Annotated in this window: 23 protein-coding genes and 5 tRNA genes; 18 read left to right on the forward strand and 10 right to left on the reverse strand. The window is 73.1% G+C overall.

The window, feature by feature from the left end; genetic code table 11:
• Positions 1-87 precede the first annotated feature (87 nt).
• On the forward strand, positions 88-639 hold the full coding sequence (locus IEZ20_RS19520) for a TetR/AcrR family transcriptional regulator (RefSeq protein WP_189300369.1): 552 nt from the start codon (positions 88-90) through the stop codon (positions 637-639).
• Positions 636-2,159, forward strand: coding sequence for an MFS transporter (locus IEZ20_RS19525; protein WP_189300371.1), 1,524 nt, complete (start codon positions 636-638; stop codon positions 2,157-2,159). The genes IEZ20_RS19520 and IEZ20_RS19525 overlap by 4 nt, the downstream gene beginning before the upstream one ends.
• Positions 2,160-2,187: 28 nt before the next feature.
• On the opposite strand, the gene IEZ20_RS19530 is transcribed toward IEZ20_RS19525, so the two are convergent.
• Together IEZ20_RS19530 and IEZ20_RS19535 are read right to left on the reverse strand one after the other, a co-directional pair.
• A complete protein-coding gene (locus IEZ20_RS19530; protein WP_189300373.1) occupies positions 2,188-3,831 on the reverse strand; it encodes a multicopper oxidase family protein in 1,644 nt (547 codons plus the stop codon).
• A gap of 101 nt (positions 3,832-3,932) precedes the next feature.
• Positions 3,933-4,604 carry a lysophospholipid acyltransferase family protein gene (locus tag IEZ20_RS19535; protein ID WP_189300580.1) on the reverse strand — a complete coding sequence of 224 codons (672 nt, stop codon included), beginning with the start codon at positions 4,602-4,604 and terminating at the stop codon, positions 3,933-3,935.
• A gap of 345 nt (positions 4,605-4,949) precedes the next feature.
• On the opposite strand from IEZ20_RS19535, the gene IEZ20_RS19540 reads away from it, so the two are divergent.
• The 3 genes from IEZ20_RS19540 to IEZ20_RS19550 all read left to right on the forward strand — a co-directional run bounded on the left by IEZ20_RS19540 (position 4,950) and on the right by IEZ20_RS19550 (position 7,310).
• Complete coding sequence (locus IEZ20_RS19540; RefSeq protein WP_189300375.1) at positions 4,950-6,125, forward strand: glycerophosphodiester phosphodiesterase; 1,176 nt, start codon at positions 4,950-4,952, stop codon at positions 6,123-6,125.
• A gap of 135 nt (positions 6,126-6,260) precedes the next feature.
• Positions 6,261-6,767: a sigma-70 family RNA polymerase sigma factor gene (locus IEZ20_RS19545; protein WP_189300377.1), complete on the forward strand. Its 507-nt coding sequence runs from the start codon at positions 6,261-6,263 to the stop codon at positions 6,765-6,767.
• A 45-nt stretch (positions 6,768-6,812) separates the two neighbouring features.
• Positions 6,813-7,310, forward strand: a complete 498-nt coding sequence (locus IEZ20_RS19550) for a GNAT family N-acetyltransferase (RefSeq protein WP_189300582.1) — start codon at positions 6,813-6,815, stop codon at positions 7,308-7,310.
• On the opposite strand, the gene IEZ20_RS19555 is transcribed toward IEZ20_RS19550, so the two are convergent.
• Positions 7,300-7,719, reverse strand: coding sequence for a hypothetical protein (locus tag IEZ20_RS19555; protein WP_189300380.1), 420 nt, complete (start codon positions 7,717-7,719; stop codon positions 7,300-7,302). The genes IEZ20_RS19550 and IEZ20_RS19555 overlap by 11 nt on opposite strands.
• Position 7,720: 1 nt before the next feature.
• Complete coding sequence (locus IEZ20_RS19560) at positions 7,721-8,080, reverse strand: hypothetical protein (protein WP_189300382.1); 360 nt, start codon at positions 8,078-8,080, stop codon at positions 7,721-7,723.
• 69 nt (positions 8,081-8,149) lie between these two features.
• On the opposite strand from IEZ20_RS19560, the gene IEZ20_RS19565 reads away from it, so the two are divergent.
• From IEZ20_RS19565 to IEZ20_RS19610, 10 genes are all read left to right on the forward strand, one after another.
• Complete coding sequence (locus IEZ20_RS19565) at positions 8,150-8,800, forward strand: HAD family hydrolase (protein ID WP_189300384.1); 651 nt, start codon at positions 8,150-8,152, stop codon at positions 8,798-8,800.
• 288 nt (positions 8,801-9,088) lie between these two features.
• A complete protein-coding gene (locus tag IEZ20_RS19570) occupies positions 9,089-10,180 on the forward strand; it encodes a methionine ABC transporter ATP-binding protein (RefSeq protein WP_189300386.1) in 1,092 nt (363 codons plus the stop codon).
• Positions 10,177-10,914, forward strand: coding sequence for a methionine ABC transporter permease (locus tag IEZ20_RS19575; RefSeq protein WP_189300388.1), 738 nt, complete (start codon positions 10,177-10,179; stop codon positions 10,912-10,914). The genes IEZ20_RS19570 and IEZ20_RS19575 overlap by 4 nt, the downstream gene beginning before the upstream one ends.
• Before the next feature lie 65 nt (positions 10,915-10,979).
• Positions 10,980-11,810 carry a MetQ/NlpA family ABC transporter substrate-binding protein gene (locus tag IEZ20_RS19580; RefSeq protein ID WP_189300391.1) on the forward strand — a complete coding sequence of 277 codons (831 nt, stop codon included), beginning with the start codon at positions 10,980-10,982 and terminating at the stop codon, positions 11,808-11,810.
• 22 nt (positions 11,811-11,832) lie between these two features.
• On the forward strand, positions 11,833-12,657 hold the full coding sequence (locus IEZ20_RS19585; protein WP_189300393.1) for a MetQ/NlpA family ABC transporter substrate-binding protein: 825 nt from the start codon (positions 11,833-11,835) through the stop codon (positions 12,655-12,657).
• Between the two features lie 161 nt (positions 12,658-12,818).
• Complete coding sequence (locus IEZ20_RS19590; RefSeq protein ID WP_189300395.1) at positions 12,819-13,457, forward strand: GNAT family N-acetyltransferase; 639 nt, start codon at positions 12,819-12,821, stop codon at positions 13,455-13,457.
• A gap of 90 nt (positions 13,458-13,547) precedes the next feature.
• Positions 13,548-14,795, forward strand: a complete 1,248-nt coding sequence (gene cbiE / locus IEZ20_RS19595) for a precorrin-6y C5,15-methyltransferase (decarboxylating) subunit CbiE (RefSeq protein WP_189300397.1) — start codon at positions 13,548-13,550, stop codon at positions 14,793-14,795.
• A 343-nt stretch (positions 14,796-15,138) separates the two neighbouring features.
• Positions 15,139-19,458 carry a nicotinate-nucleotide--dimethylbenzimidazole phosphoribosyltransferase gene (gene cobT / locus IEZ20_RS19600; RefSeq protein ID WP_189300399.1) on the forward strand — a complete coding sequence of 1,440 codons (4,320 nt, stop codon included), beginning with the start codon at positions 15,139-15,141 and terminating at the stop codon, positions 19,456-19,458.
• Between the two features lie 142 nt (positions 19,459-19,600).
• Positions 19,601-20,836 (forward strand): uroporphyrinogen-III C-methyltransferase, encoded by a 1,236-nt coding sequence (gene cobA / locus IEZ20_RS19605; RefSeq protein ID WP_189300585.1) that lies wholly within the window; start codon positions 19,601-19,603, stop codon positions 20,834-20,836.
• Positions 20,837-20,920: 84 nt separating this feature from the next.
• On the forward strand, positions 20,921-21,739 hold the full coding sequence (locus tag IEZ20_RS19610) for a TrmH family RNA methyltransferase (RefSeq protein ID WP_189300401.1): 819 nt from the start codon (positions 20,921-20,923) through the stop codon (positions 21,737-21,739).
• Positions 21,740-21,793: 54 nt separating this feature from the next.
• Here the strand turns inward: IEZ20_RS19610 and IEZ20_RS19615 are convergent, their stop codons facing one another.
• Complete coding sequence (locus tag IEZ20_RS19615; protein ID WP_229896144.1) at positions 21,794-23,278, reverse strand: serine/threonine-protein kinase; 1,485 nt, start codon at positions 23,276-23,278, stop codon at positions 21,794-21,796.
• Between the two features lie 602 nt (positions 23,279-23,880).
• On the opposite strand from IEZ20_RS19615, the gene IEZ20_RS19620 reads away from it, so the two are divergent.
• The 3 genes from IEZ20_RS19620 (at position 23,881) to IEZ20_RS19630 (ending at position 25,900) form a co-directional block, all read left to right on the forward strand.
• Positions 23,881-24,057 carry a hypothetical protein gene (locus IEZ20_RS19620; protein WP_189300403.1) on the forward strand — a complete coding sequence of 59 codons (177 nt, stop codon included), beginning with the start codon at positions 23,881-23,883 and terminating at the stop codon, positions 24,055-24,057.
• A 434-nt stretch (positions 24,058-24,491) separates the two neighbouring features.
• On the forward strand, positions 24,492-25,514 hold the full coding sequence (locus IEZ20_RS19625) for a phosphotransferase family protein (protein WP_189300587.1): 1,023 nt from the start codon (positions 24,492-24,494) through the stop codon (positions 25,512-25,514).
• An 80-nt stretch (positions 25,515-25,594) separates the two neighbouring features.
• Complete coding sequence (locus IEZ20_RS19630; protein ID WP_189300405.1) at positions 25,595-25,900, forward strand: TFIIB-type zinc ribbon-containing protein; 306 nt, start codon at positions 25,595-25,597, stop codon at positions 25,898-25,900.
• A gap of 68 nt (positions 25,901-25,968) precedes the next feature.
• On the opposite strand, the gene IEZ20_RS19635 is transcribed toward IEZ20_RS19630, so the two are convergent.
• From IEZ20_RS19635 to IEZ20_RS19655, 5 genes are all read right to left on the reverse strand, one after another.
• A tRNA-Val gene (locus tag IEZ20_RS19635) sits at positions 25,969-26,040 on the reverse strand.
• Between the two features lie 29 nt (positions 26,041-26,069).
• Positions 26,070-26,141 (reverse strand) — tRNA-Val (locus tag IEZ20_RS19640).
• A 25-nt stretch (positions 26,142-26,166) separates the two neighbouring features.
• Positions 26,167-26,238, reverse strand: a tRNA-Val gene (locus tag IEZ20_RS19645).
• 1 nt (position 26,239) lies between these two features.
• Positions 26,240-26,313 (reverse strand) — tRNA-Cys (locus IEZ20_RS19650).
• A gap of 38 nt (positions 26,314-26,351) precedes the next feature.
• Positions 26,352-26,424, reverse strand: a tRNA-Gly gene (locus tag IEZ20_RS19655).
• Positions 26,425-26,488 lie beyond the last annotated feature (64 nt).

Raw genomic sequence — 26,488 nt, forward strand, 5'->3', positions numbered from 1 at the left:
GCGGCGGGAACGCCGTACGACCGGCGGGAATGAGTCACGCACGCCTTCAATGAGACATTGATGTCTCATCTGGGCTACCCTTGTCTCATGGCCCTCGATCGTGACCACGTGCTGCGCAGCGCAGCCGCCCTGCTGACCCGTAAATCCACCGCGACCATGGACGAGGTCGCCAAGGCCGCCGGGATCAGCCGGGCCACGCTGCACCGGCACTTCGCCGGCCGTGACGCGCTCGTCCGCGCGCTGGAGCAGCTCGGCATCGCGGAGTGCGAGGGGGCACTGGACCGGGCCCGGCCGGAGGAGGGCTCCGCCGCCGAGGCCGTACGCCGGCTGGTCCGCGAGATCCAGCCGGCCGCCGGGCTCCTCGCCTTCCTCTACGGCGAGAACCAGCTGTGGGAGGGCGACCGGCAGAACGAGGGCTGGCAGCGCCTGGACGCCCGGATCGGCGCGCTCTTCCAGCGGGGGCAGCGCGGCGGCGAGTTCCGTATCGACCTCAGCCCGGTCTGGCTCACCGAGGCCCTCTACGGGCTGATCGCCTCGTGCGCCTGGGCCACCCTGGACGGCCGCGTGGCCTCCCGGGACTTCCCGACCATGATCGCCGAGCTGTTGCTCGGCGGCGCTCTGCGAAGAGAGGAACCATGACCAGCACCCTGCAGCCGGCACAGGCGACCGGGGCGGTGAAGCGTCCGGGCCGCTGGCTCGCGCTCTCCGTCCTCGTCCTGGCCGTGCTGCTGGTGGCCGTCGACGCCACCGTCCTCGGCCTGGCGACCCCCTACATCAGCGAAGACCTCCACCCCTCCGGCACCCAGCTGCTGTGGATCGGCGACGTCTACTCCTTCGTCATCGCCGGTCTGCTCGTCTCCATGGGCAGCCTCGGCGACCGCATCGGCCGCAAGCGGATCCTGCTGGGCGGCGCCATGGCGTTCGGCGCGCTGTCCGTGCTCGGCGCCTACGCGACGACACCGGAGATGATGATCCTGGCCCGGGCGCTGCTCGGCGTCGCGGGCGCGACCCTGATGCCCGCCACCCTGGCCCTGATCCGGAACATCTTCCACGACCCGCGCGAGCGCAGCCTCGCCGTCGGCATCTGGGGCGCCACCGCCTCCGCCGGTACGGCCGTCGGCCCGATCGCCGGCGGATTCCTCCTCGAACACTTCTGGTGGGGCTCGGTCTTCCTGATCAACCTGCCGGTGATGGCCGTCCTGGTCCTGGTCGGCATCCGTACCCTGCCCGAGTCCCGCAACCCGCACCCGGGCCCGTGGGACCTCGGCAGCGTCCTGCTGTCGCTGGTCGGCATGATCGCCCTCGTCTACGCCGTCAAGGAGGCCGCCACCCACGGCCTCACCGGGACGACCCTCGGCACCGGCCTGCTGGGCGCGGCGGCGCTGTACGGCTTCGTCCACCGCCAGCTGACCATGCCGGTCCCGCTGCTGGACATGCGGCTGTTCCGGCGCCGCGGCTTCAGCGGAGCGGTCCTCGCCGACCTGCTGACCGTCCTCGGCATGTCCGGCCTGGTGTTCTTCCTCTCCCAGTACCTGCAACTGGTCCAGGGCCGACGCCCGTTCGAGGCGGGCCTGGCCGAACTGCCCGCCGCCGTGGGCGCGGTGGCGGCCGGCCTGGTCGCGGGCCGGACCGCCCGGCGCTTCTCGGTCCGCACCGTCGTCTCCGGCGGCCTGGCCGCGGTGGGCATGGCCCTGGCCGCCCTGACCGCGCTCGGCCAGTCCACCGGCTACCCGGTCCTCGGTGCCGCGCTGCTGGTGGTGGGCGTCGGCGCGGGCTTCTCCTTCACGGTGACCGCCGACGTCATCCTCTCCAGCGTTCCGAAGGACCAGGCGGGTGCCGCCTCGGCGGTCTCCGAGACGGCGTACGAACTGGGGGCGGCCCTGGGCATCGCCCTGCTGGGCTCCATCGTGACGGGCGCCTACCGGGACTTCCCGGCCCCGGCCGGCACCCCCGCCGGGGCACACGAGTCCCTGGGCGCGGCCGTGGAGGCGGCGGCGCACCTGCCCCCGCACCAGGCGGACGCCCTGCTCACCGCGGCCCGCGAGGCCTTCGTCCACGGTCTCCACCTGGCCTCCGGGGCAGGAGCGGCGGTCCTGCTGGCGGCGTCGGCGGTGGCGTGGTTCCTGCTGAAGGACCAGAAACTGGAAAGCACCGGCTGAGCGAAGCCGGACCGGACCACGCCGGACGTCACTTCCGGTAACCCAGCACCGTCATCATCCCGCTCTCCGAGTGGTACTGGTTGTGGCAGTGCAGCATCCACAACCCCGGGTTGTCCGCATCGAAGTCGATCACCAGCTTCCGGTGCGGCAGCACCATCGCGGTGTCCTTGCGCGCCCCCACCGAGTCCAGCCCCACCACCGCGAAGGTGTGCCCGTGCAGGTGCATCGGATGCCACATGTTCGTGGCGTTGATGAGCGTCAGCCGCACCCGCTCGCCCGCGCGGACCGGGTGACGCTGCTGGGGGGAGTACGGCTTGTGGTCGAACCCCCAGTCGAACTTCGCCATGGAGCCGGTGATCCTGATGCGGATCTCGCGGTCGGGGTCCCGCTTTCGCAGGGCGACGGATTCGTCGGGGAGGAGGCGGCGTGCGGGGACGGTGTTGCCGTCGAGTTCGTCCAGGCGGACGTCGGCCGGGGGGAGCTTTCCGCTCCCCTTGGCGGTGCGGAGCACGGCGAGGGCCCTGCCCTTCTTGCCCTCGGCCGCGGCGACCAGAGGGAAGACCCCGTCCTTGGCGGTGATCAGCACGTCGTACCGTTCCGCCATGCCGATCAGCAGGGCGTCGGTCTTCTTGTGCTTCACGGGGTAGCCGTCGGTGTGGGTGACGGTCATCGCGTGGCCGCCCAGCGCGAACCGGAAGGCGGTCTCGGATCCGGCGTTGATGATGCGCAGCCGCACCCGGTCGCCGGGACGGCAGCGGAACACCGACGGGTTGTGGGGCAGGCGTCCGTTGATCAGGTAGTGCGGGTAGTCGACGCTGCCGCCCTCACCGTGCAGCATGCGGCTGTACGAATGGTGCAGCACCCGGTCGGGGCCCTGGGACTTCCGCGAGGACGGGGCGTGCCCGCTCGCCTTCCGGTCGTGCCCCTGGCTCTCGTGCCCCGGGCTGTCGTGGCCGGGACCCATGGCCATCGACCCCATGTCCATGGCCCCGCCCGGCTTGAGCTGGCTCAGCACCCCGTCGGGGGTCGAGCCCTCCACGCCGTCGAGCCAGTCGTCCAGGACCACGACCCACTCCTTGTCGTAGGAGAGGGGCTCCTTGGGGTCGTCCACGATGAGCGGCGCGTACAGCGCCCGGTCGGGCTGCATCCCCACGTGCGAGTGGAGCAGGTAGGTGCCGGGATGGTCGACCGCGAAGTGGTAGCGGAAGTCCGAACCGGAGTGGATGGCCCGCTGCGTCAGGTCCGGCACGCCGTCCATGTCGCAGCGCAGCCGTACCCCGTGGGAGTGGAGGGTGGTCGTGGCGGGCAGCCGGTTGGCCAGGGTCAGGTCGAGTACGTCACCAGCCGTCACCCGCACCAGCGGGCCCGGCACCTCCTCGTTGTACGCCCAGGTGTGCACCGCCCGCCCGCCCAGGTCCAGGTGGGCTTCGGCGGCGGTGAACCGGAAGGTGCGTACCCGGCCGGCCCCCCGTTTCCGCTCGGCTGCCAGGACCTCCGGATCCGACGGGTTGACGTACCCCCGGGGGCCGGGCGGGACGAACTTCTCCCCGTCGCCCACCGGTTGGGGGCCGAAACGGGGCGCGGAACCGGGGCCGGTGCAGGACGCCAGGAATCCCGCGCCGGCGGCGGCGATCGGGGTACGGAGCAGAGTACGCCGAGAAGGTTTGTACATGTCCTGAATCAGACATGTTGTGTGGTGATAAGGCCGCTTTCATACGGCCGAATGCCGGATGTGTCGGCGGCAGATTCCACCGGCAGGCGGATTCAACCCGCTCAGGCGGCCTTGGCCTTGGTGGCGTACATGTCGACGTACTCCTGGCCCGACAGCCGCATCACCTCGGCCATGACCGAGTCCGTCACCGCCCGCAGCACGTAGCGGTCGCGGTCCATGCCCTCGTACCGCGAGAACTCCATCGCCTCGCCGAAGCGGACGGTGACCCGGCCCGGCCGCGGCAGGCCCCGGCCGCCCGGCTGCAGCTTGTCCGTGCCGATCATGGCGAACGGCACCACCGGAGCGCCGGTCATCAGGGTGAGGCGGGCGATACCGGTGCGGCCCCGGTACAGGCGCCCGTCGGGCGACCGGGTGCCCTCGGGGTAGATCCCGAAGACCCTGCCCTCCTCCAGGATCCGCCGGCCCGTCATCAGCGCGGCCACGCCGCCGCTCGCCCCGTCCCGGTCCACCGGGATCATGCCGACGCCGGTGAAGAACCACGCCATCAGCCGGCCCTTGACCCCCTTGCCGGTGACGTACTCGTCCTTGCCGATGAAGAACACCTGCCGCTTGGTGACCACCGGCAGCACGATGGAGTCGATGAACGTGAGGTGATTACCGGCCAGAATCACCGGGCCGTCACCGGGGATGTGCTCCGCGCCCTCCACCTGGGGGCGGAACATCAGGCGCATGATCGGTCCGAGCACTGCCTTGATGAACGCGAAGCGGGACAACGCTTCCTCCGATGTCAAGGGGGGCGGTATGAGTCTGTGCAGGTGAGGACATTACTCGCGGCGCAGGGCCGTGCGCACATCGGGGACGCCCGGTTCACCGAGGCCTTACGAAGTGTTGACGCGCGTTTACCTGCGGTGGCGCCCGGAGGACGGCGCGTAACGGCCTTGCGGGGATGTGACGGACATCGCGCCGGATCGGGGCTCCGGGTCCGACGGTCCGTCACCCTCCGCCGCTCGCGGGACACCCGACATCACCCGGGTGTTCGAACCGGGGCCTCCCCCCGGTCATGTGTACGACCCTACGATCGGCCCGCACCGACGGACGAACGTGGCAGGAGGACGCTCATGGACGGCGACCAGGCGAACGGGCAGACGCAGGGAACGGGACGGCGGGCGCTCCTCGGCGCCGCCGTCCTCGGCGCGGGCGGGGCGGTCCTCGGACTGCCCGGCACCGCCCGGGCCGCCGGCCGTCGCACGGCCGGGCACGGCGGACGCGGCCTGAAGAGCCTGCCGGTGCCGACGATCATCGGCCACCGCGGCGCCAGCGGCTACCGCCCCGAGCACACCTTCGGCTCCTACGACCTGGCTCTGGACCTGGGCGCCGACGTGGTCGAGGCGGGCGACCTCGTGCCCACCAAGGACGGCCACCTGGTCTGCCGGCACGAGCCGGAGATCGGCGGTACGACGGACGTCGCCTCCCGTCCGGAGTTCGCCGACCGCAAGGCCACCAAGGTGCTCGACGGGGTCTCCACCACCGGGTGGTTCACCGAGGACTTCACGCTCGCCGAGCTGAAGACGCTGCGCGCCGTGGAGCGCATCCCGGCCAACCGGCCGCACAACACCCTCTACGACGGCCGCTGGGAGATCCCCACCTTCGAAGAGGTCCTGAAGTGGCAGGACGAGCAGACCCGCAAGCGCGGCAGGCAGGTCTGGATCTACCCGGAGACCAAGCACCCGACCTACTTCCGCAAGCTGGGCCTCGGCCTGGAGGAGCGGGTGGCGAAGCTGCTGCGCAAGTACGGCAAGGACGGCCGCAACTCCCCGGTCATCCTGCAGTCCTTCGAGCCCACCAGCATCCAGCGGCTGAACCGGCTGGTCGACAACCCGCTCGTCGTCCTGCTCTCCTCGGCGAACAGCCGCCCGTACGACTTCGTCGAGGCGAACGACCCGCGCACGGTCGCCGACCTCATCACCCCCAAGGGCCTGCGGGAGATCGCCGGCTACGCCCAGGGCATCGGCCCGACCCTGGACCTGGTCATCCCGAAGAAGGCGGACGGCACCCTGGGCGAGCCGACCACGCTGGTCTCCGACGCCCACCGGGTCGGCCTGGTCCTGCACCCCTACACCATGCGGAACGAGAACCCCTTCCTGCCGGCCGAGTACCGCAAGGGCGGTGCGGCCGACGCCTACGGCGATGTCTTCGGTGCCTACAAGGCGTACTTCGCGACCGGGATCGACGGCGTCTTCACCGACAACGCCGACACCGGACTGCTCGCCCGCGCCGACTTCCTGAAGGGCTGACGGCCTTCTGCTCCGAGGAGCCGACGGCATCCCGGCGGGCCGGCCGCGTCAACCGCGGCTTTCGCCCCGCACCCGTTCGGAGTGACTGTGCGCCGCCCCGGCAACCCCCCGCCGGGGCGGCTCGTCGTTCCGCATATGACGCACGACCTGGTTGCCGCCCTGCGCCCCCTGCTCACCGCCGAGGCCTCCGCCGAGGCACATGCCGCCGGGGGCGAACCCGGCGACCTGGAGCAGGCCGTCTGGCTCCGGCTCCTGGAGCGGCTGGAGACCGACGGGCCGCCGCCGGACCCGCAGGGCTGGCTGCGCAGGGCCGTGCGCGCGGAGGCCCGCCGCAGCCGCCGCACCACCCGCCTGGAACGCCCCTACGGCGCCGAACCGGCCGACGACCTCCGCCCCGGCCCCGAACAGCACGTCCTCGCCGCCGCCCGGTACCGCGCCCTGCGCGACGCGGTGCGCCGGCTGCCCGGCCGCTGCCCCCGGCTCATCGAGGCCCTGCTCTCGCCGAAGGACCTCACATACCGGGAGATCGCGGGGGAGTTGGGTATCTCACAGGGAAGTCTTGGACCGGAACGCTCCAGATGTCTCGGTTGTCTGCGCCGATTGCTCACACCGGAGGTTGCGGCGTGCGAAGCGCGGGGATAGGAGTGGGGGACGACAGGTGATCAGGTGAGCGGGAGGCATGCGCACATGGGCATGAGCGTGACCATCTCGGTGGCGACCGAACAGGACGCGGAGCAGATCTTCCGGCTCCAGTACCTGTGCTTCCAGAGCGAGGCGGCGCTCTACGGCAACTACCGCATCGACCCGCTCGTGCAGACCCTGGACTCCGTCCGTCAGGAGGTCGCCTCCGACTGCGTCTTCGTCGCCCGGCTCGGCGACGAGGTGGTCGGCTCGGTGCGCGGCAAGGTCACCGAGGACGGCGCCGCGGCCATCGGCAAGCTCTGCGTCCACCCCCGCCTCCAGGGCCACGGCATCGGTGCCAGGCTGCTGCGCACGGCGGAAGCGGCCCTGGAGTCGGAGCGCGGCGCGACGACGTTCCGTCTCTTCACCGGCCACCGCAGCGAGGGCAACCTCCGCCTCTACCGCCGCGTCGGCTACCAGACGGTGGGCCGCGCCAAGGGCGCCGACGGCGTGGAGATGATCATCCTGGAGAAGCAGGCGGGGCAGTACGCGGCTACGGCCTGACGGTGTCGCGCGCCTTCCGCAGCCAGTACATCGCGGAGACCGGCAGCAGCACCGGGATGAAGATGTAGCCCGCCCCGTAGTACGACCACACGGTGGTGTCCGGGAACGCCGAGCGGTCGACCAGGGTCCAGGTGCCCACGAGGAGCACACCCGCGAGTTCGGCGGCGCAGCACACCAGCGCCGCCCTGCGGGCCGTCTCCCCGCCCCGGACCAGCGTGTAGGTGATGAAGCCGTACACCACACCGGCCACCGCCGACAGCGCATAGGCCAGCGGCGCCCGGTCGAACTCCGTGCTGATCTGGTACGCCGAACGCGACACCGCGCCGACGACCATCACGCCGTAGAACCAGACGAGCAGCATGCCCGGCCCGCTGATCAGCCGGGCCGGCTTCTCCTCCGCCGCCGTCACCTCAGCCTCCCCAGATGTCGTAGAGCCGTACTTCCAGGACGGCCAGCACCACACCGCCGGCGGCCACCGTCACCGAGCCCCAGCGGGACCGCTCGGCCAGTGACATCAGGCCCGCCGCCGGCACACACGCGAACGCGCCCAGCAGATACGCCACGAAGATCGTCGTCCCCTGCTCCGGCTTCTCGCCCCGCGCCAGCTGCACGACCCCGATCGCCAGCTGCACGACGGCCAGCAGCGACACCACGGCCATGCCGATGAAGTGCCAGTCCTTCGTCGGCTGGTCGCGGTAGGCGGCCCAGCCGCACCACGCGGCGAGCAACAGCGCGGCGACCCCGGTCACCAGCGTCAGGGGATTGAGCATGCCGTGACCTTATTACGGCCGAAACGGGCCGTCTCCGCCGCCCCCGCCGTACACCGTAGGGTCTAGACCATGACGATCCATGCGCACGCCCTCCTGTTCGACAACGACGGCACCCTCGTCTCCTCCCTCGACTCCGTCGAGCGCTGCTGGACCCGCTGGGCCCGGGAGTACGGGATCACCGCCGAGGAGTTCGGACGCGTCGAGCTGCACGGGCGGACCGCCGTCGAGATCGTCGCCGACCTGCTGCCCGCCCGCCTGGTGCCGGAGGCGGTGGCCCGGGTCGAGCAGCTGGAGGTGGAGGACGTACCGAACGGCGGGGTACGGCTGCTGCCCGGCACCCGCGCGTTCCTGGACTCGCTGCCGGCCGACCGCTGGGCCGTGGTCACCTCCGCCACCCGGCGCCTGGCCGAGGCCCGCCTGGCCGCCGTCGGCATCTCCCCGAAGTCCCTGGTCTCGGCCGACGACGTCACCCGCGGCAAGCCCGACCCCGAGCCCTACCTGCTCGCCGCCCGGCAGCTCGGCGTGGACCCCGCCCACTGCGTGGTCTTCGAGGACGCCCCCGCCGGACTGCGGGCGGGCCGCGCGGCCGGCATGACCACCGTGGCGTTGGCCACAACCCACCGGGCGCACGAGCTGGACGCCGACCTGGTGGTGCGGGACCTGTCGGCCTTGTCGGCACTGGTCACCGACGGGGGAGTGGGGATCGCCGTCCGTGGCTGATTCCCCGGCCGTCGCCGTCCACCGCTGTCCAGTATGCGGACAGCGGCGTCCGGTCAAGACCGTCCGTCTGCTTTACTGAGCGCATGACCACGACGAGCTGCCGCACCCTTGCGACCGAGGCGACCATGACGCCCGGTGCTCGTTGTATGTGTCGCCTGATGTGTCGAATGTGCGCCTTCTAGAGGGCCCCCGCATCAGCTGAGCCTCGCGCCCCGAAGCGAGAGCCGTGGCATGTCCGTGCCCCGCAGACCGCACAGGACGAAGCGCCACCCTCCATGCCGGAACCGCATGCACCCGTGCCCGGGCACACCCACGCCCGCGCACTCGACAGTGACGGAAACCCACGTGATCACCACCTCGGGCCTGACCAAGGTCTACCGCTCCCGCGGCCGTGAGGTCACCGCCCTCGACGGCGTCGATCTCCACGTCCGCGAAGGCGAGGTCTACGGCGTCATCGGCCAGTCCGGCGCCGGCAAGTCCTCCCTCATCCGCTGCGTCAACCTGCTGGAGCGCCCCACCTCCGGCACCGTGACCGTCGCCGGGCAGGACCTCACCGCCCTGGCCGGCCGCGGCCCCCGCGCCGGCAGGGAACTGCGCCGCGCCCGCAGCCGGATCGGCATGGTCTTCCAGCACTTCAACCTGCTGTCCTCGCGGACCGTCCAGGACAACGTCGAGCTGCCGCTGGAGATCCTCGGCCAGGCGGGCCGGGCCCGCTCCCGCAAGGCGCTGGAGCTGCTCGACCTGGTCGGCCTCGCCGACAAGGCCAAGGCCTACCCCGCCCAGCTCTCCGGCGGCCAGAAGCAGCGCGTCGGCATCGCCCGCGCCCTCGCCGGCGACCCCAAGGTGCTGCTCTCCGACGAGGCCACCAGCGCCCTCGACCCCGAGACCACCCGCTCCATCCTCCAGCTGCTGCGCGACCTGAACCGGCAGCTGGGCCTGACCGTCCTGCTCATCACCCACGAGATGGACGTCGTGAAGTCGGTCTGCGACTCCGCCGCCCTCATGGAGAGGGGCCGGATCGTGGAGTCCGGCACGGTCAGCGAGTTGCTCGCCACGCCCGGCTCCGAGCTGGCCGCCGCGCTCTTCCCGGTCAGCGGCGAGCGCACCGGCGCCGACCGGACCGTCCTCGACATCACCTTCCACGGCGAGGCCGCCACCCAGCCGGTCATCTCCCAGCTCTCGCGCACCTACAACATCGACATCTCCATCCTCGGCGCCGCCATCGACACCGTCGGCGGCCTCCAGATCGGCCGCATGCGCATCGAACTGCCCGGCCGCTACGAGGACAACGTGGTGCCGGTCGGGTTCCTGCGCGAACAGGGCCTGCAGATCGACGTGGTGGGCCAGGAGAACCTGCTGGTGAAGGAAGGTGCCAAGTGACCTGGTCCGAGATGCAGCCGCTGCTGTCGCAGGCGTGTTGGGACACGCTCTACATGGTCGGCTGGTCGACACTGATCGCCGTCGTCGGCGGCCTTCCGCTCGGCATCCTCCTGGTCCTCACGGACCGGGGCGGCCTGCTGCAGAACGTCGTCGCCAACAAGGTCATCGGGCAGGTCGTGAACGTGGCCCGCTCCATGCCGTTCATCATCCTGATGGTCGCGCTGATGGGGGTCACCCGCTCGATCACCGGGACGACCATCGGCCGCGAGGCCGCCATCGTGCCGCTCGCCATCGGCGCCATTCCCTTCTTCGCGCGCCTGGTCGAGACGGCCGTCCGTGAGGTGGACGGCGGGCTCGTCGAGGCCGTCCAGTCGATGGGCGGCAGCACCTGGACCATCGTCCGCAAGGTGCTCGTACCGGAGTCCCTGCCCTCCCTGATCGCCAGCACCACCACCACGATCGTCGCCCTCATCGGCTACTCCGCCATGGCCGGCACGGTCGGCGCCGGCGGCCTCGGGGACATCGCCATCCGCTACGGCTACCAGCGCTTCGAGACCCAGATGATGTGGATCACCGTCGGCATCCTCGCCGTCGTCATCTCCGTCATCCAGTTCGCCGGCGACTTCGCGGCCCGCTCCCTGCACCGCCGGGGCGGCCGGTCCGGTCCCGCGCCCAGGCTCCGCCTGCTGAAGGCCAAGGAGCCCGCGGCGGCCGACGTCGGCAAGGTCGCGTAAAGACACCCAGACTCCCCGTTCACCCGTACACGGGGTCGCACCACCCATAAGGAAAGGCACTTTTCGTGCGTAACACCGCCAAGCTCACCACCGCCGTCCTCGCCACCGGAGCCCTCACCCTCGGGCTGACCGCCTGCGGCTCCGGCAAGGACTCCGGCTCCTCCGACACGAGCGGCCCCCTGGTCGTCGCCGCGAGCCCGACCCCGCACGCCGAGATCCTCAACTTCGTCAAGGACAAGCTGGCGAAGAAGGCGGGCCTCGACCTGGAGGTCAAGGAGTTCACGGACTACATCACGCCGAACACGGCGACCGAGGACGGCTCGGTGGACGCCAACTACTTCCAGAACCAGCCGTACCTGGACGACTTCAACAAGAAGCGCGGCACCCACATCGTGCCCGTCGTCACGGTGCACCTGGAGCCGCTCGGCCTCTACTCCCACAAGATCAAGAAGGCCGACGCCCTCAAGAGCGGTGCGACCATCGCCGTCCCGAACGACGCCGTCAACGAGGCCCGCGCCCTGAAGCTGCTCGCCGCCAACGGGCTCATCACCCTCAAGGACGGCGCCGGCAGCGAGGCCACCCCGCAGGACATCGCCAAGAACCCCAAGAACCTCAAGTTCAAGGAGGTCGAGGCGGCCCAGACCGCGCGCTCCCTGGACGACGTCGACGCGGCCGTGATCAACGGCAACTACGCCATCTCCTCCGGCATCAAGCCCGCCAAGGAGGCCCTGGTCCTGGAGTCCCCGAAGAACAGCCCCTACGGCAACTTCCTCGCCGTGAAGAAGGGCAACGAGAAGGACCCGCGCGTCAAGAAGCTCGCGAAGCTCCTCACCTCGCCCGAGGTCAAGAAGTTCATCGAGGACAAGTACCAGGGCTCGGTCATCCCGTCCTTCTGAGCCGTCAGGGGGGACTGAGACCATGCGCACGTCCGTCGTCGCCGTGGCGGCACTGGCCGCCCTCGGCCTCACCGCCTGCGGCTCCGGCACGGACTCCGGCAAGGGCGGTGGCAAGGACGACACCCTCGTCGTCGGCGCCACCGCCGTCCCGGCCGGCGAGGTGCTCGCCTACGTCAAGGAGCACCTCGCCGCCAAGGCCGGCCTGAAGCTGGAGATCAAGGAGTTCACGGACTACGTCCTGCCGAACACCGCCCTCCAGGAGGGCGAGCTGGACGCCAACCTCTACCAGAACCAGCCCTACCTGGACGACTTCAACAAGTCCAGGGGCACCGACCTCGTCCCGGTCGTCAAGCCCTACCTGCCGCCCATGGGCGTCTACTCCCACAAGGTCGAGCGCGTCACCCGGCTCGCCGACGGAGCCACCGTCGCCGTGCCGAACGACACCACCAACGAGGGCCGCGCCCTCAGGCTGCTGGCGGCCGGCGGTCTCGTCGAGCTGAAGGACGGCGCCGGCGCCGACGCGTCCCCCGCGGACATCGCGGCCAACCCCCGGCACCTGCGGTTCAAGGAGCTGGAGGCCGCCCAGCTGCCCCGCTCGCTGGACGACGTGGACGCCGCGGTCATCAACAACAACTACGCCCAGGACGCGGGCCTCAGCCCCACCGAGGACGCGATCCTCCTGGAGTCGGCGAAGGACAACCCCTACGCCAACCTCCTCGCCGTCAAGCGCGGCAACGAGGACGACCCGCGGGTGAGGAAGCTCGCCAAGCTGCTCGTCTCGCCCGAGGTGCGCAGGTTCATCCAGGACAAGTACCACGGGTCCGTCCTGCCGGTGACCGGCGGCTGACGGCGCGTACACGGGGTTTCGCCACGCACGGGGTCCACTCCCTCACCGGGTGTGGACCCCGTTGTGCGGTTCAGTGGTTTCATGCTGCATGCTGGGCAGTTCAGCAGGCCTGACGGCCCTGACGGTCTTCCGAGGAATTTCCGAAGGTTACGGAGCGGCGCATGACGAGCACCTTCCCCAACATCTCCATCAGCACGGAGCGGTTGGTGCTGCGTCCCCTCGACGAGGACGACGTGCCCGCCCTGGCCGAGATGATGAACGACGAGCAGGTCGTCGCCTGGACCACCGTCCCCCACCCCTACGGCGCGGCCGACGCCCACGAGTGGATCACCCGGCTGGCCCCCGACGAGCGCACCGGGGGCCGCGGCATCGTCCTCGCCGTCACCGAGTTCCTCACCCAGCGGCTCGTCGGCATCGTCCACCTGAGGAACACCGACTGGCGCGTCCGCTCCAGCGAGATCGCCTACGTCGTCGCCCCCTGGGCCCGCGGCGAGGGCTACGCCTCCGAAGCCGCCCTCGCCATGGCCCAGTGGCTGTTCCACGACCAGAAGTTCGAGCGGCTCGAACTGCGCACCGCCGCCGACAACACCGCCTCCCAGCAGGTGGCCCAGAAGATCGGCTGCATCAGCGAGGGCGTCCTGCGCAACGCCTGGATAGCGCGGACCAGGACCGAGGACGGCACCTGGACCGACGTACGCACGGACGTCATCGTGTGGAGCCTGCTGCCGGAGGACCTCGCCGGAGCCGGCGAGCACCTGGCCGACGGCGGTGGTTTCCCGTCGTACTCGGACTGGAACTGAGACCCCGAGCCCCACCAGGTACTCTCACGGAGCCCGCTACGGGCCCACCCCACCCGAAGACCTGCGCAGAACCCCTGGAGACTGACGACGATGGCCGACCGGGTCACGGTGATCGGCTGGGACGGCTCGCCGCTGACCGACGCGGCACGGGCCGCCCTCGGCGCCGCCACCCTCGTGGCGGGCGCCGCCCACCACCTGGCGCTGCCCGAGCTGCCGCCCGCCGCCGAACGCATCCGCCTCGGCAGCCTCGCCCTGGCCGCCCGCCGCATCGCCGCCCACCGCGGCACCGCGGTCGTGCTCGCCGACGGCGACCCCGGCTTCTTCGGCGTCGTACGGACCCTGCGCGCACCGGAGTTCGGCCTGGAGGTCGAGGTCGTCCCCGCCGTCTCCGCGGTCGCCGCCGCCTTCGCGCGCGCCGGGATGCCCTGGGACGACGCCCAGGTCGTCGTCGCCCACCCGCGCACCCTGCGCCGGGCCGTGAACGTCTGCCGCGCCCACACCAAGGTCGCCGTCCTCACCGCACCGGGCGCCGGCCCCGCCGAACTCGGCCTCCTGCTGGAGGGCGTGCACCGCACCTTCGTCATCTGCGAGGAACTGGGCACCGACCGCGAGCAGGTCAGCGTCGTCACCTCCGACAAGGCCGCCGACCACACCTGGCGCGACCCCAACGTCGTCATCGTCATCGGCGGCCCCGCCGGCGCCGGCGAGAGCGGCGGCTGGATCGCCGGGCGCGACCCGGGCGCCGGCCCGCGCGGCTGGGTCCAGCCCGACGAGAGCTACGGCGCCGGGCCGGGAGCCGGACCGGGAACCGCGCCGGGCGGAGGGCTCGGCGAGGGGGAGACGCAGCTGCTGCGCGCCGCCCAACTCGCCCGCCTCGGGCCCCGGATCGGCGACCTCGTCTGGGACATCGGCTGCGGCAGCGGCGCGTTCGCCACCGAGGCCGCGCGCGCCGGTGCGGCCGTCATCGCCGTCGACCACGACCCCGCCGCCTGCGCCCGCACGGACGCCTCGGCCCGCCGCTTCGGCGTCCAGCTCCAGATCGTCCACGGCAGCGCCCCGCACGTCCTCGAATACCTGCCCGAACCGGACGTCGTGCGAGTGGGTGGCGGGGGACCGGCGGTCGTCTCCGCGGTCGCCGACCGGCGCCCGCAGCGCATCGTCACGCACGCCGCGACCCGGGACGCCGCCGAACGCGTCGGCCGCGACCTGACCGAGCACGGGTACCGGGTCGAGTGCGCCCTGCTGCAGTCCGTCGAACTCGACACCCGGGCCTGGACGGAGACCGAGCGGAACGTAGCGTTCCTGCTCAGCGGGGTACTGCCGGACCGCGCCCCGTGATCCTGTTGTCGTACCGCGCGCGGTAGGCTGGCCGATCGTTGTACCGCACCGGTGGCCCGAACTTCGTTCGCCAATGTCCGGATCGCACGCCCGTTTTGGGGTGGGTGTGGTACTGCGGAACCGGAGGACGCGCAACGTGGCGCAGTCCACAGCGGGCTGTCGTGGATCATGCTGTCGCGACGGCGGAACGACCGGGACAATGCCACTGAATGGCTTTGTCGCCTTTTCCGGCGGGTCGTTCGTGCCGCTGGGCACGGACGCTCGTTCTTCACTGCGGGGCGGTCGGTGCGCCGTTCCGGGTGAGCTGGTCGTAGGAGCACTAACCGATGGGCGAGGGGTACGCATGACCGACACCGGCCAGGTCCCGGGCGAGGGGCAGCCGGAGAGCGCAGGCATGGTGGAACAGCCGGGCGTTCCCACGCACGGCGCGTACACCTACCTCTCCGAGGCACCCGCCGAGGACGAAGACCTGCTGCTGCCGGGTGCCCAGGGCGCGTGGGGCAACGAGGTTCCGCCACCCGCTCCGGAACCGGTGGTGGAAGCCGTCCACGAGCCGGGCCCGCACGAGACGGCCGGCCGCGACAGCGGCTCGGTCGACCTCAGCGGCGTACGGCTGCCCGACTCGGGGCCCGTCTCCGTCACCCCGTCCCCCATCCTCTCGGCGCCGCACGATCCGGCGGCCGCGCCGCAGCCGCCGCGCCGCCCGCTGCACCTCGGCCCGCCGATCCCCGACGCCTCGGCGAGCCCGGTCCGCTCCCTCGCCGACCGAGGCCCCGCGGGCGCGCCGGTACGGCAGCCCGGAGCACCGGCCGCCGGCCCCGAGTACCTCGACGTCCAGCCGCAGATGGCTCCGCAGAGCGCGGCCCCCTGGGGCGCGGCCCCGCCCGCCCCGGCCCAGGCCGACGTGCAGGCCCCGGCTGCCGAAACGGTCAACCCGCCCATGTCCGCACCGGCGCCGGCCGAGCAGACCGACGCGGCCCAGGCCGCGGTGGCCCGCCTCACCGGCCAGGTGCCCGGCGTGCACGGCCACGACGGGGTGCAGCCGGTGCACGCCCACGACGGCGTGTACACGGCGCCGACGGGACCCGGCGCGGAAGATGCTCAGGCTGCCGTCGCCGAGGCGACCCCGGCGGAGCAGGCCGCACCGGCCGCCGAGGGTGCTCCGGCCGCCGAGGGTGCTCCGGCCGCCGAGGGTGCTCCGGCCGCCGACGGTGCGCCGACCGCACCCGGGGCCGAAGAGCCCGCGCCCGCCGAGGTGCCGACGCCGGAGGCCCCCGTGGCGGAACCCGCGGAACCAGTGGGGGAACAGAGCGTTCCGGCCGAGGGTGTTCCGTCCGGGCCGGAGCAGGCCGTACCGGCCGAGCCGCCGGCCGGCCCGCAGCCCGCCGAGGCCGCCGGTGCCCAGGGCACCGCGGAGTCCGGCCCGGCGACCGAGGCCCCGGCCCCCACGGCGGCGGCAGCGGACGCGCCTCAGCCGACGGCACCCGCCGAGCCGGCCGGGGCCACGCAGGCTGTCACCGTGGAGCACGCCGACGCGACCGTACAGGCGACGGACGTCGCGCAGCCGGTCGAAGCGCCGGAGCCGGCCGCCGTCGAGCCGGCCCCCGTCGAGCCGACCGCTCCCACGCCGGAGCCGGCCGCTGCCGCACCGGAAGCGGCCGCCGCGGAGCCGGCCGCTCCCGCGCGGCCCGCCGAGGCCGTGGAGCCGGTGGCCGTGCCGCAGTCCGCCCCCGCTCCCGCGGAGCCGGTTGCTGCCGCGCCGGGGGCGGCCGTTGCCGCGCAGTCGGCGGAGGCGTCGCAGCCCGTCGAGTCCGCGCAGCCGGCGGAGGTGTCGCAGCCCGTCGAGTCCGCGCAGCCCGTGGACGCGTCGCAGCCCGCCGAGGTCGCGCAGTCGGTGGAGGCGTCGCAGCCCGCGGCCGTAGAGCCTGTGGCCGTGCCGCAGTCCGCCCCCGCTCCCGCGGAGCCGGTTGCTGCCGCGCCGGGGGCGGCCGTTGCCGCGCAGTCGGCGGAGGCGTCGCAGCCCGTCGAGTCCGCGCAGTCGGTGGAGGCGTCGCAGCCCGGCGAGGTCGCGCAGCCCGTGGACGTGTCCCAGCCCGTCGTCGTGGAGCCGGTGGCCGTGCCGCCGTCCGCCCCCGCCCCCGCCGAGCCGATCGCCTCCGCGCCGGAGGCGGCCGTTGCCGCGCCGGAGCCGACGGCTCCCGCGCCGGAGCCGGCCGCTCCCGCGCCCCAGGCTGCCGACGCGGCGCAAGCCGTCGACGCCCCGCAGCCCCAGGCGCCTGCCGAGTCCCCGCAGTCCGCCGAGCCGCAGGCTCTCGCGCAGGTGGCGGCCGACGCCGTCGAGGCTCAGGCTTCCGTGCAGGTGGCGGTGGACGCCGCGCAGGCTCAGGCGGCCGCGGTCCCCGAGGCGCCGGAGTCCGCCGCCCCCGCCGTGCAGGTCGCCGAGGCGAGCGCGCCGGTGGAGCCGGCCCTGCTCCAGGCCCAGGGGCCGCAGATCGCCGAAGGCGTCCCGCACTTCGCCGACGCCCCGGCCGGGTCCGCCGTGCCCGGGCAGCAGCCGCAGGCCGGGGACGCCGCCGGCCCGGCGCCCGTCGCCGGACCGCAGCTCCAGCCGCAGGCGCCGGAGACCCCGGTGGACGCGGTGCACGCACAGAACCCGGAGCAGCCGCTCCCGTCCAGCCTGCCCGCGGAGCCGGACCAGCAGTCGCTCGGGCAGTTCGTGCCGGTGGAGGGCCAGGTGCCCACCACCCCCCACCTGGCGCCCACCCCGCCGCACCCCCTCGTCGTGCCCGCACCGCGCGAGGGCGAGCCGGCCGTCGTACCGGACGCGGCGCCCGCCCCCGACGTCGTACAGCACGCGGAGGACCTGCAGACCAGGGCTGCCGACCAGGAAGAGAGCACGGCCGCAGTGGAGGAAGCACCGAAGTCCACCGGCCCGGCCGCGCCCGGCTACGCCGACGCCGAGCGCGAGGCCGTCCTGAAGGTCATGCGCGAGCGCCGCGACATCCGCAACGGCTTCCGCAGCGACCCCATCCCGCACGAGGTGCTGCTGAGGGTCCTGGAGGCCGCGCACACCGCGCCCTCCGTCGGCCACTCGCAGCCCTGGGACTTCGTCGTCATCCGCTCCGCCGACACCCGGCGGACGATGCACGAACTGGCGATGCGGCAGCGCGAGGCGTACGCCAAGTCGCTGCCGAAGGGCCGGGCCAAGCAGTTCAAGGAACTGAAGATCGAGGCCATCCTCGACACCCCGGTCAACATCGTCGTCACCGCCGACCCCACCCGCGGCGGCCGGCACACGCTCGGCCGTCACACCCAGCCGCAGATGGCGCCCTACTCCTCGGCGCTCGCGGTGGAGAACCTCTGGCTCGCCGCCCGCGCCGAAGGCCTCGGCGTCGGCTGGGTCAGCTTCTTCGACGAGCGGGAGATGGTCCGCGCGCTCGGCCTGCCCGAGCACCTGGAGGTCGTCGCCTACCTGTGTGTCGGGTACGTCGACGAGTTCCCGGACGAGCCGGAGCTGATGCAGGCCGGCTGGTCCAAGCGACGCCCCCTGTCCTGGGTGGTGCACGAGGAGACGTACGGCCGCCGCGCCCTGCCCGGAGAGGAACCCCACGACCTGCTCGCCGAGACCGTCGCACAGATCCGCCCGCTCGACGCCAAGGCCCTCGGTGAGGCCTGGGAACGCCAGAAGCGGATGACCAAGCCGGCCGGCGCGCTCGGCATGCTGGAGATCATCTCCGCGCAGCTGTCCGGGCTGTCCCGGCAGTGCCCGCCGCCGATCCCGGAGCCCGCCGCCGTCGCCATCTTCGCCGGCGACCACGGCGTCCACGCCCAGGGCGTCACCCCCTGGCCGCAGGAGGTGACCGCCCAGATGGTGGCCAACTTCCTCGGCGGGGGAGCCGTCTGCAACGCCTTCGCCGGCCAGGTCGGCGCCGAGGTGTGCGTCGTGGACGTGGGCGTGGCCGCCGACCTGCCGGCCACCCCCGGCCTGCTGCCGCGCAAGATCCGCGGCGGTACGTCCGACATGACCACCGGCCCCGCGATGACCCGCGAGGAGGCCAAGGCTGCCATCGAGGTCGGCATCGAGACCGCCCGCGACCTGGTCGCGGCCGGCAACAAGGCGTTGCTGACGGGCGAGATGGGCATCGCCAACACCACGGCCTCGGCCGCCCTCATCTCGGTCTTCACGGGTGCCGACCCGGCCGAGGTGACCGGGCGGGGCACCGGTATCAACGACGAGACGCTCGCCCGCAAGACCGAGGTCGTCCGCCGGGCCCTGGAGCTCCACCAGCCGGACCCGGCCGACCCGATCGGCGTCCTCGCGGCGATCGGCGGCTTCGAGCACGCGGCCATGGTGGGCCTGCTCCTCGGCGGCGCCTCGCTGCGTACGCCGGTGATCCTGGACGGCGTCAGCGCCGGTGCCGCGGCCCTCGTGGCCCGCGCCATCGCGCCGGAGGTCCTCGCGGCCTGCATCGCCGGCCACCGCAGCGCGGAGCCCGGCCACGTCGCCGCCCTCAACAAGCTGGGCCTGCGCCCGCTGGTCGACCTCGACCTGCGCCTCGGCGAGGGAACGGGCGCCCTGCTGGCCCTGCCCCTGGTCCAGAGCGCGGCGAGGGCGATGCACGAGGTGGCGACGTTCGACTCGGCGGGCGTCACGGAGAAGTAGCCGCCGCGGCACGGGGAGGTCCGGTGTTCAGCTGCCGGACCACCCGTGCCGTGTGCCGTGTCCACGGCATAAAATCCGCACGTCAGGGCCGCTCCGAAGGTGCAGCGCGCCCATGCCACAGCTGCACGAGGAGCCGTACCTCATGGCCGAACACCCCGCCTACCCCGTAGGCCTCCGCCTCTCCGGCCGCCGTGTGGTCGTCCTCGGCGGCGGCCAGGTCGCCCAGCGCCGCCTCCCGGCCCTGATCGCCGCGGGTGCGGACATCGTCCTCGTGTCCCCCGGGGCGACCCCGTCGGTCGAGGCCATGGCGGACGCCGGCGAGATCACCTGGGTGAGGCGCGCGTACGAGGACGGAGACCTCGCCGAGGCCTGGTACGCCCTCATCGCCACCAGCGACCCCGAGGCCAACGCGCGGGCCTCCGCGGAGGCGGAGCGGCACCGCGTCTGGTGCGTCCGCTCCGACGACGCCGACCAGGCGACCGCGTGGACCCCGGCGACCGGTCACAGCGAGGGCGTCACCGTGGCCGTACTCACCACGCACGCGCGTGGCCGCGACCCCCGGCACACCGCCGCCATCCGGGACGCGGTCGTCGAGGGCCTGCGCGACGGCACCCTCGTCGCCCCGCACCACCGCACCCGCACCGCCGGTGTGGCCCTGGTCGGCGGCGGACCCGGCGACCCGGACCTGATCACGGTCCGCGGCCGGCGCCTGCTCGCCGAGGCGGACGTCGTCATCGCCGACCGGCTCGGCCCGCGCGACCTGCTCGCCGAACTCCCGCCGCACGTCGAGGTCATCGACGCGGCGAAGATCCCCTACGGCCGCTACATGGCCCAGGAGGCCATCAACAACGCGCTCATCGAGCACGCCAAGCAGGGCAAGGCGGTGGTCCGGCTCAAGGGCGGCGACCCGTACGTCTTCGGCCGGGGCATGGAGGAGGTGCAGGCGCTCGCCGAGGCCGGCATCCCGTGCACCGTGGTGCCGGGCATCTCCAGCTCGATCTCGGTGCCGGGCGCGGCCGGCATCCCGGTCACGCACCGGGGTGTCGCCCACGAGTTCACCGTGGTCAGCGGGCATGTGGCGCCCGACGACGAGCGTTCCCTGGTCGACTGGCCGTCGCTGGCCCGGCTCACCGGCACGCTCGTGGTCCTGATGGGCGTCGACAAGATCGGCAAGATCGCCGAGACGCTCGTCGCGCACGGCAAGTCCCCCGAGACGCCGGTCGCCCTCGTGCAGGAGGGCACCACGGCCGCGCAGCGTCGCGTGGACGCCACCCTGGCCACGGTCGCCGAGACGGTGCGCACCGAGGACGTGAAGCCCCCCGCGGTCATCGTCATCGGCGAGGTCGTACGGGTCGGCCCCGAGCGGCCTTCGGCGTGACCTTGGCCTGAACACGCGTAACCCGGGGTAACCCATCCCTTCCCAGCCGTTGGCACCACTCCCAGGACAAGGCAGTATCACCCTGTGGCCGATCTCATCACCGTCGAGGATCCCGACGACCCGCGCCTGAGCGACTACACGGGCCTGACCGACGTCGAGCTGCGCCGCAAGCGCGAGCCCGCCGAGGGCCTGTTCATCGCCGAGGGCGAGAAGGTCATCCGCCGGGCCAAGGAAGCCGGCTACGAGATGCGGTCGATGCTGCTCTCCGCCAAGTGGATCGACGTCATGCGCGACGTCATCGACGAACTCCCCGCTCCGGTGTACGCCGTCAGCCCCGAGCTCGCCGAGCGTGTCACCGGCTACCACGTGCACCGCGGCGCCCTCGCCTCCATGCAGCGCAAGCCGCTGCCCGCGGCCGGCGAACTGCTCCGCTCCGCCCGCCGGGTGGTGGTCATGGAGTCGGTGAACGACCACACCAACATCGGCGCCATCTTCCGCTCGGCGGCGGCCCTCGGCATGGACGCGGTGCTGCTGTCGCCCGACTGCGCCGACCCGCTGTACCGGCGGAGCGTCAAGGTGTCCATGGGCGCGGTGTTCTCGGTGCCGTACGCCCGGCTGGAGACCTGGCCCCGGGACCTGGACGCGGTCCGCGAGGCCGGCTTCACCCTGCTCGCGCTCACCCCGGACGACAAGGCCCGCACCCTGGACGAGGCCGCCCCGCACACCATGGACCGGGTCGCCCTCATGCTCGGTGCCGAGGGCGACGGACTGTCCACGCAGGCGCTGGTCGCCGCCGACGAATGGGTCCGCATCCCGATGTCCCACGGCGTCGACTCGCTCAACGTGGGCGCGGCGGCCGCGGTCGCCTTCTACGCGGTGGCGACGGGCCGGCCGGCCTCCTGACCGCGCGGGTCCGAGGGTGCCGTTCCGGTCGGGCTCAGTCCCCGGCGTCGTGGCTCAGTTCCCGGCGTCGTGGCTCAGCTTCGACCGCTGCTCGTCGGACATGACCTTCCCGTCGACGGCCGGCGGGTAGCCGGGCTGCGTGTGCCGCTGCCGCTGGACTCCGCCGTCGTCGCCGAGACCGCGCGCCGGCCCCTGGCAGCCCTGGGCCACGGCGATCCCGAGGGCGACCAGCAGGGTCACCACCACGAACACGAACAGCCGCTGCCGCAGCAGCCGGGGATTGGCGGGCCGCCGTCCGGTCCGCGCCGGGCGCTGCCCCGGCCGCCGCGAGCCGCCGCGCGGAGCGGGACGGCCACCGCCGGAGCGCGGCCCGCCGCCCCGCGGTGCCGGGGTGGGTCGCGCCGTGCCCGGCCGGGAGGAGGCGGTGGCGCCCCCGCGCGCACCGCTGCCGCCGCGTGAGGGGACCCCGCCCCGGGACGGCACGTCCGCCCGCGAGGACATCCCGCCCCTGGCCGGCGCCTCACCGCGGGAGACCGGGCCGCCGCGCGCCGGCATCCCGCCCCGGGCCGGGGTGCCCCCGCGCGGCAGCGGCGTACCGGGAGAGGTACGCCGCTGGGTGCGCTGCTGCTCGGGATAGGTGTCGACGAGCCGTCCGGTGGGCCGGTCCGCCTCGGCGGCACGCGGCGCGGGCGGCCGTACGCCGTCCAGGCCCTGCGCCTCCCGGGCGGCGATCTCCTTCAGCCGCAGCGACAGCTGCAGGGTGCTCGGCCGTTCGTCGGGATCCTTCGCCAGACAGGCCCGGATCAGCGGGGCGAGCGCGTCCGGCACGCCGTGCAGGTGCGGCTCCTCGTGCACCACCCGGTACAGCATCACCTCGGAACTGCCGTGCCCGAAGGGCGAGTCGCCGGTCGAGGCGTACGCCAGCGTCGCGCCCAGGGAGAAGACGTCGGTGGCCGGGGTGACCGCGGCGCCGCGCACCTGTTCCGGGGCGAGGAAGCCGGGGGAGCCGACCGCGGTGCCGACATGGGTGAGCGTGGAGGCACCGGTGGCCCAGGCGATGCCGAAGTCGATGATCCGCGGTCCCTTGGGGGACAGCAGGATGTTGGAGGGCTTGAGGTCCCGGTGGACGACGCCGGCCTCGTGCACGGCGACCAGTCCCTCGGACAGGGCCGCGCCGATCGCCGCGGTGTCCGCGGCGCCGAGCGCGCCCTCGTCGGCGACCTTGTCGTGCAGGGAGGGTCCGGGTACGTACTGGGTGGCGAACCAGGGCCGCTCGGCCTCCAGGTCCGCGGCGACCAGCCGGGCCGTGCACCCGCCCCGGATGCGCCGGGCGGCCGACACCTCGCGCGCGAACCGCGACCGGAACTCCTGGTCCTCCGCCAGATCGGGACGGATCACCTTCAGCGCGACCCGCTGCCCCTTCTTGTCGGAGCCGAGATAGACCACGCCCATCCCGCCCGCGCCGAGCCGTCGGTGAAGCCTGAACGAGCCGACGACGCGCGGGTCCTCGCGCCTCAGGCGCATCATCGCCATGTTCATCCCCGCTGCCCGGTCCTGTGACGTGGCACAGCTTACGTTTCCACGGCCGCCTGCGCGCAGAGGCCGCGCCCTCTCGGCCGGACGGATTGTGTGGGCCGACCGGGGGAGGTGAATCCCGGTCAGGAAGCCGCGCGGCACGGCGACTTCCGGTCACCGTGCATGCCAACCAGCCACTCGCGCAGGGAATTTGGGCTCGCGCGGGGCCGCGGTGCGCGGGGCCGCGCCCTGGCCCGGCGACGCTCCGCGGCGGCCCGCGGGCCCGGCCGGCCCCCGGACCGCGTCCCGTCTCCGGCCCCCGCCCGGGCCCCGGCCCGAGTGATCGAACTCACTCTTCCCGACCTCCGGGATGCTTCGGAAATGACCGGACAGAGCGGACCGCCCCCTCCGGGAAGACCCCGACACCCGGGCCCGCGTCTCCACCCAGGGGAGTACTTCGCAGGTCATGGCTCATCCTCCGGGAGGCCCGGCAATCGGTACGAGGGCATGACGCCCCGTGTGCGCCGCGCGCCTAGATTTGAGGTCAAGCGGCGGGTGCAGCACTCGTCCCCCGAGGTCAGGCACCCGCCGCTGCAGATGACAACCGAACGGTCAGGAGAGGGACCATGGCCCACACGGCACCGCGACGCACCGCGTTCGTCCCGCGCCGGACGGGCCGTCGCCACCCCCTGGTGGCGACGCTCATGGCCCTTCCCCTGGCGGCCCTGCTCCTGCTCGTCTGCGACGGCTGGGAGACGGTGGCCACACAGGCGTCGTCCGTGGGTGCGATGCTGGGGCGCTGAGCGGCGACCCCAGGCCCGGAAGAGCGGTCCGGGCGGGGACATCCATCCATGAAACCCCGTGGGGACGGGGGTGCGGCGGACGGCACAGATGCCGGCGCAGCTGGGGAGCTGCGCCGGCATTAGCCGTTTCCGGAGGAACCACGGCGACAATCCGGTGCCGGTGCCTGAGGCTGCGGCTGTGTCCGTGCCACGAGGGCACGACAGCCCTGCCGGAAGCGCGCCGCCCAGCAGCAGGACCGGCTGCGGGCAGTCGTGCCGCTGGGGCGGCACCCCGTCGGCGCGGTCGAGCGCCCCGACCCCCGGCCCGCCCCAGTACCCTCAGCCGAACAGCCAACCCGCCCGAGGCAGCCTTGACCGCAGACACAGGTGCAGACGCACGCAACGGCACCAATACCGGCACCAACACCGGCATCGGTACCAACACCAGCACCAGCATCGGCACCGGCCCCCGCCCCACCCCAGCACCCCCCGCCCTCATACCCGCCCTGACCGCCAGGGCCAAGGCTGCCGCCCACGCGCACCCGCACCCCCACGGACCCACCGCCCTTCCCCCCTGCACCTGCGTCGGCGCAACCCTCGCCGACCGTCAGGACGCCACCGTCGTCCGGCACGCCGGCACCGTCGCCAAGGCGCACGCCCCGGACACCGACCCCGCCGCCCTGACCCTCCGCGTCGCCACGGCCGCCCGCCTCCCCGACGTACTCCTGCCGCCGCTCGGCCCCACCCCGGCCACCCTGCACGACCGCCCGGTGACCCTCTGGCCGTACGGTCTCCCGGTCGACCCGGACGACCCGGACGCGGCTCCCTGGGAGGCCGCCGCCACCCTCCTGGCCCGGCTGCACCGCACCCCCGTCCCCGCCGGCCTCCCCCCGATGCGCGGCCCCGCCAAGGCCGCCCGCGCCCTCGGCAGGCTCCAGGCGGCCCTGCGCAGCACGCCCCACGCGGCGCCCCGCGCCGCCGCCCTCCCCGTCCTGGGCGCGTGGGCCACCCTGCCCGCCTGGGCCCGCGCCGAGGCACCGATGCCCGGCCCTTGGGCCCTGTGCCACGGCGACCTGCACCTCGGCCAGCTCGTCCGGCACCCGGCGCCGGACGGCCCGTGGAAGCTGATCGACGTCGACGACCTCGGCGCCGGCGTCCCGGCATGGGACCTCGCCCGCCCGGCCGCCTGGTACGCCTGCGGTCTCCTCCCGCCCGACGAGTGGACCCGCTTCCTGACCGCCTACCGGCGGGCCGGCGGCCCGGCCGTGCCCGCGGACGGCGACCCCTGGCCCGCCCTCGACGTCCCGGCCCGCGCGCTCACCGTGCAGACGGCCGCCCTCGCGGTCACCAAGGCGCTCGCCGCGGACCGCCCGCTGGACGAGGTGGAGCAGGCCGTGGTCGACGCCTGCGCCCGTATGCCGTCCGTGCCTGCGCAGGCGTCCCGCCCCCCTCGGCCCGCACCCGGTTTCCCGGGCTAGGCTGCAACCGCCCGGGCCCGGACGGAGTCTGTCCTGGGGAAACACGAAGCAGGACCGAACGGCGAGGAGTTGAGCCGAGCATGCAGTGTCCGAAGTGCCATGCGCCGATGCACACCTACAACCGCAACGGCGTCCAGATCGAGCAGTGCAGCGGCTGCCGCGGCATCTTCCTCGACTACGGGGAGCTGGAGGCGCTGACCCGCCTGGAGGCCCAGTGGTCGCAGCCGGCCCCGCCGCCCCCGCCCGCCGCCCCGCAGGCCTACCCGGCCGCCCCGCCCGCGCCCGCCTGGGGCGCCCCGCAGCCCGGCCACGGCGGTCACGGCGGCCACGGTCATTACGGCCACCACCGCCACAAGAGCTTCGGCCACATGCTCTTCTCCAGCTGAGCCGCCGGGCGGCTGAGCACACGCAGGAGCCCCCGGCCGTACGAGACGGCCGGGGGCTCCTTGCTGTGTGGACGATACTGGGATTGAACCAGTGACCTCTTCCGTGTCAGGGAAGCGCTCTCCCGCTGAGCTAATCGTCCGCGGGCTGTGACCCGTGAGTCACAGACAGTGCGCGATACTGGGATTGAACCAGTGACCTCTTCCGTGTCAGGGAAGCGCTCTCCCGCTGAGCTAATCGCGCGGGTGGGATCTTCGAGAAGATCCAGTGGACGATACTGGGATTGAACCAGTGACCTCTTCCGTGTCAGGGAAGCGCTCTCCCGCTGAGCTAATCGTCCTTGGAGGTGGAGACGGGATTTGAACCCGTGTAGACGGCTTTGCAGGCCGTTGCCTCGCCTCTCGGCCACTCCACCAGGAGTGTAGGGGATCGGGATGACCCCTTCTTCCTGCGAGCGGACGACGAGGCTCGAACTCGCGACCTCAACCTTGGCAAGGTTGCGCTCTACCAACTGAGCTACGTCCGCTTGTCGTTTCGGTCCGCTTCCGCGTCCCGGCGACGTGTTGAACTCTAGCGGATTCCCGGGCCAG

It is taken from the genome of Streptomyces cinerochromogenes (genome assembly GCF_014648635.1).
Classification (GTDB): domain Bacteria; phylum Actinomycetota; class Actinomycetes; order Streptomycetales; family Streptomycetaceae; genus Streptomyces; species Streptomyces cinerochromogenes.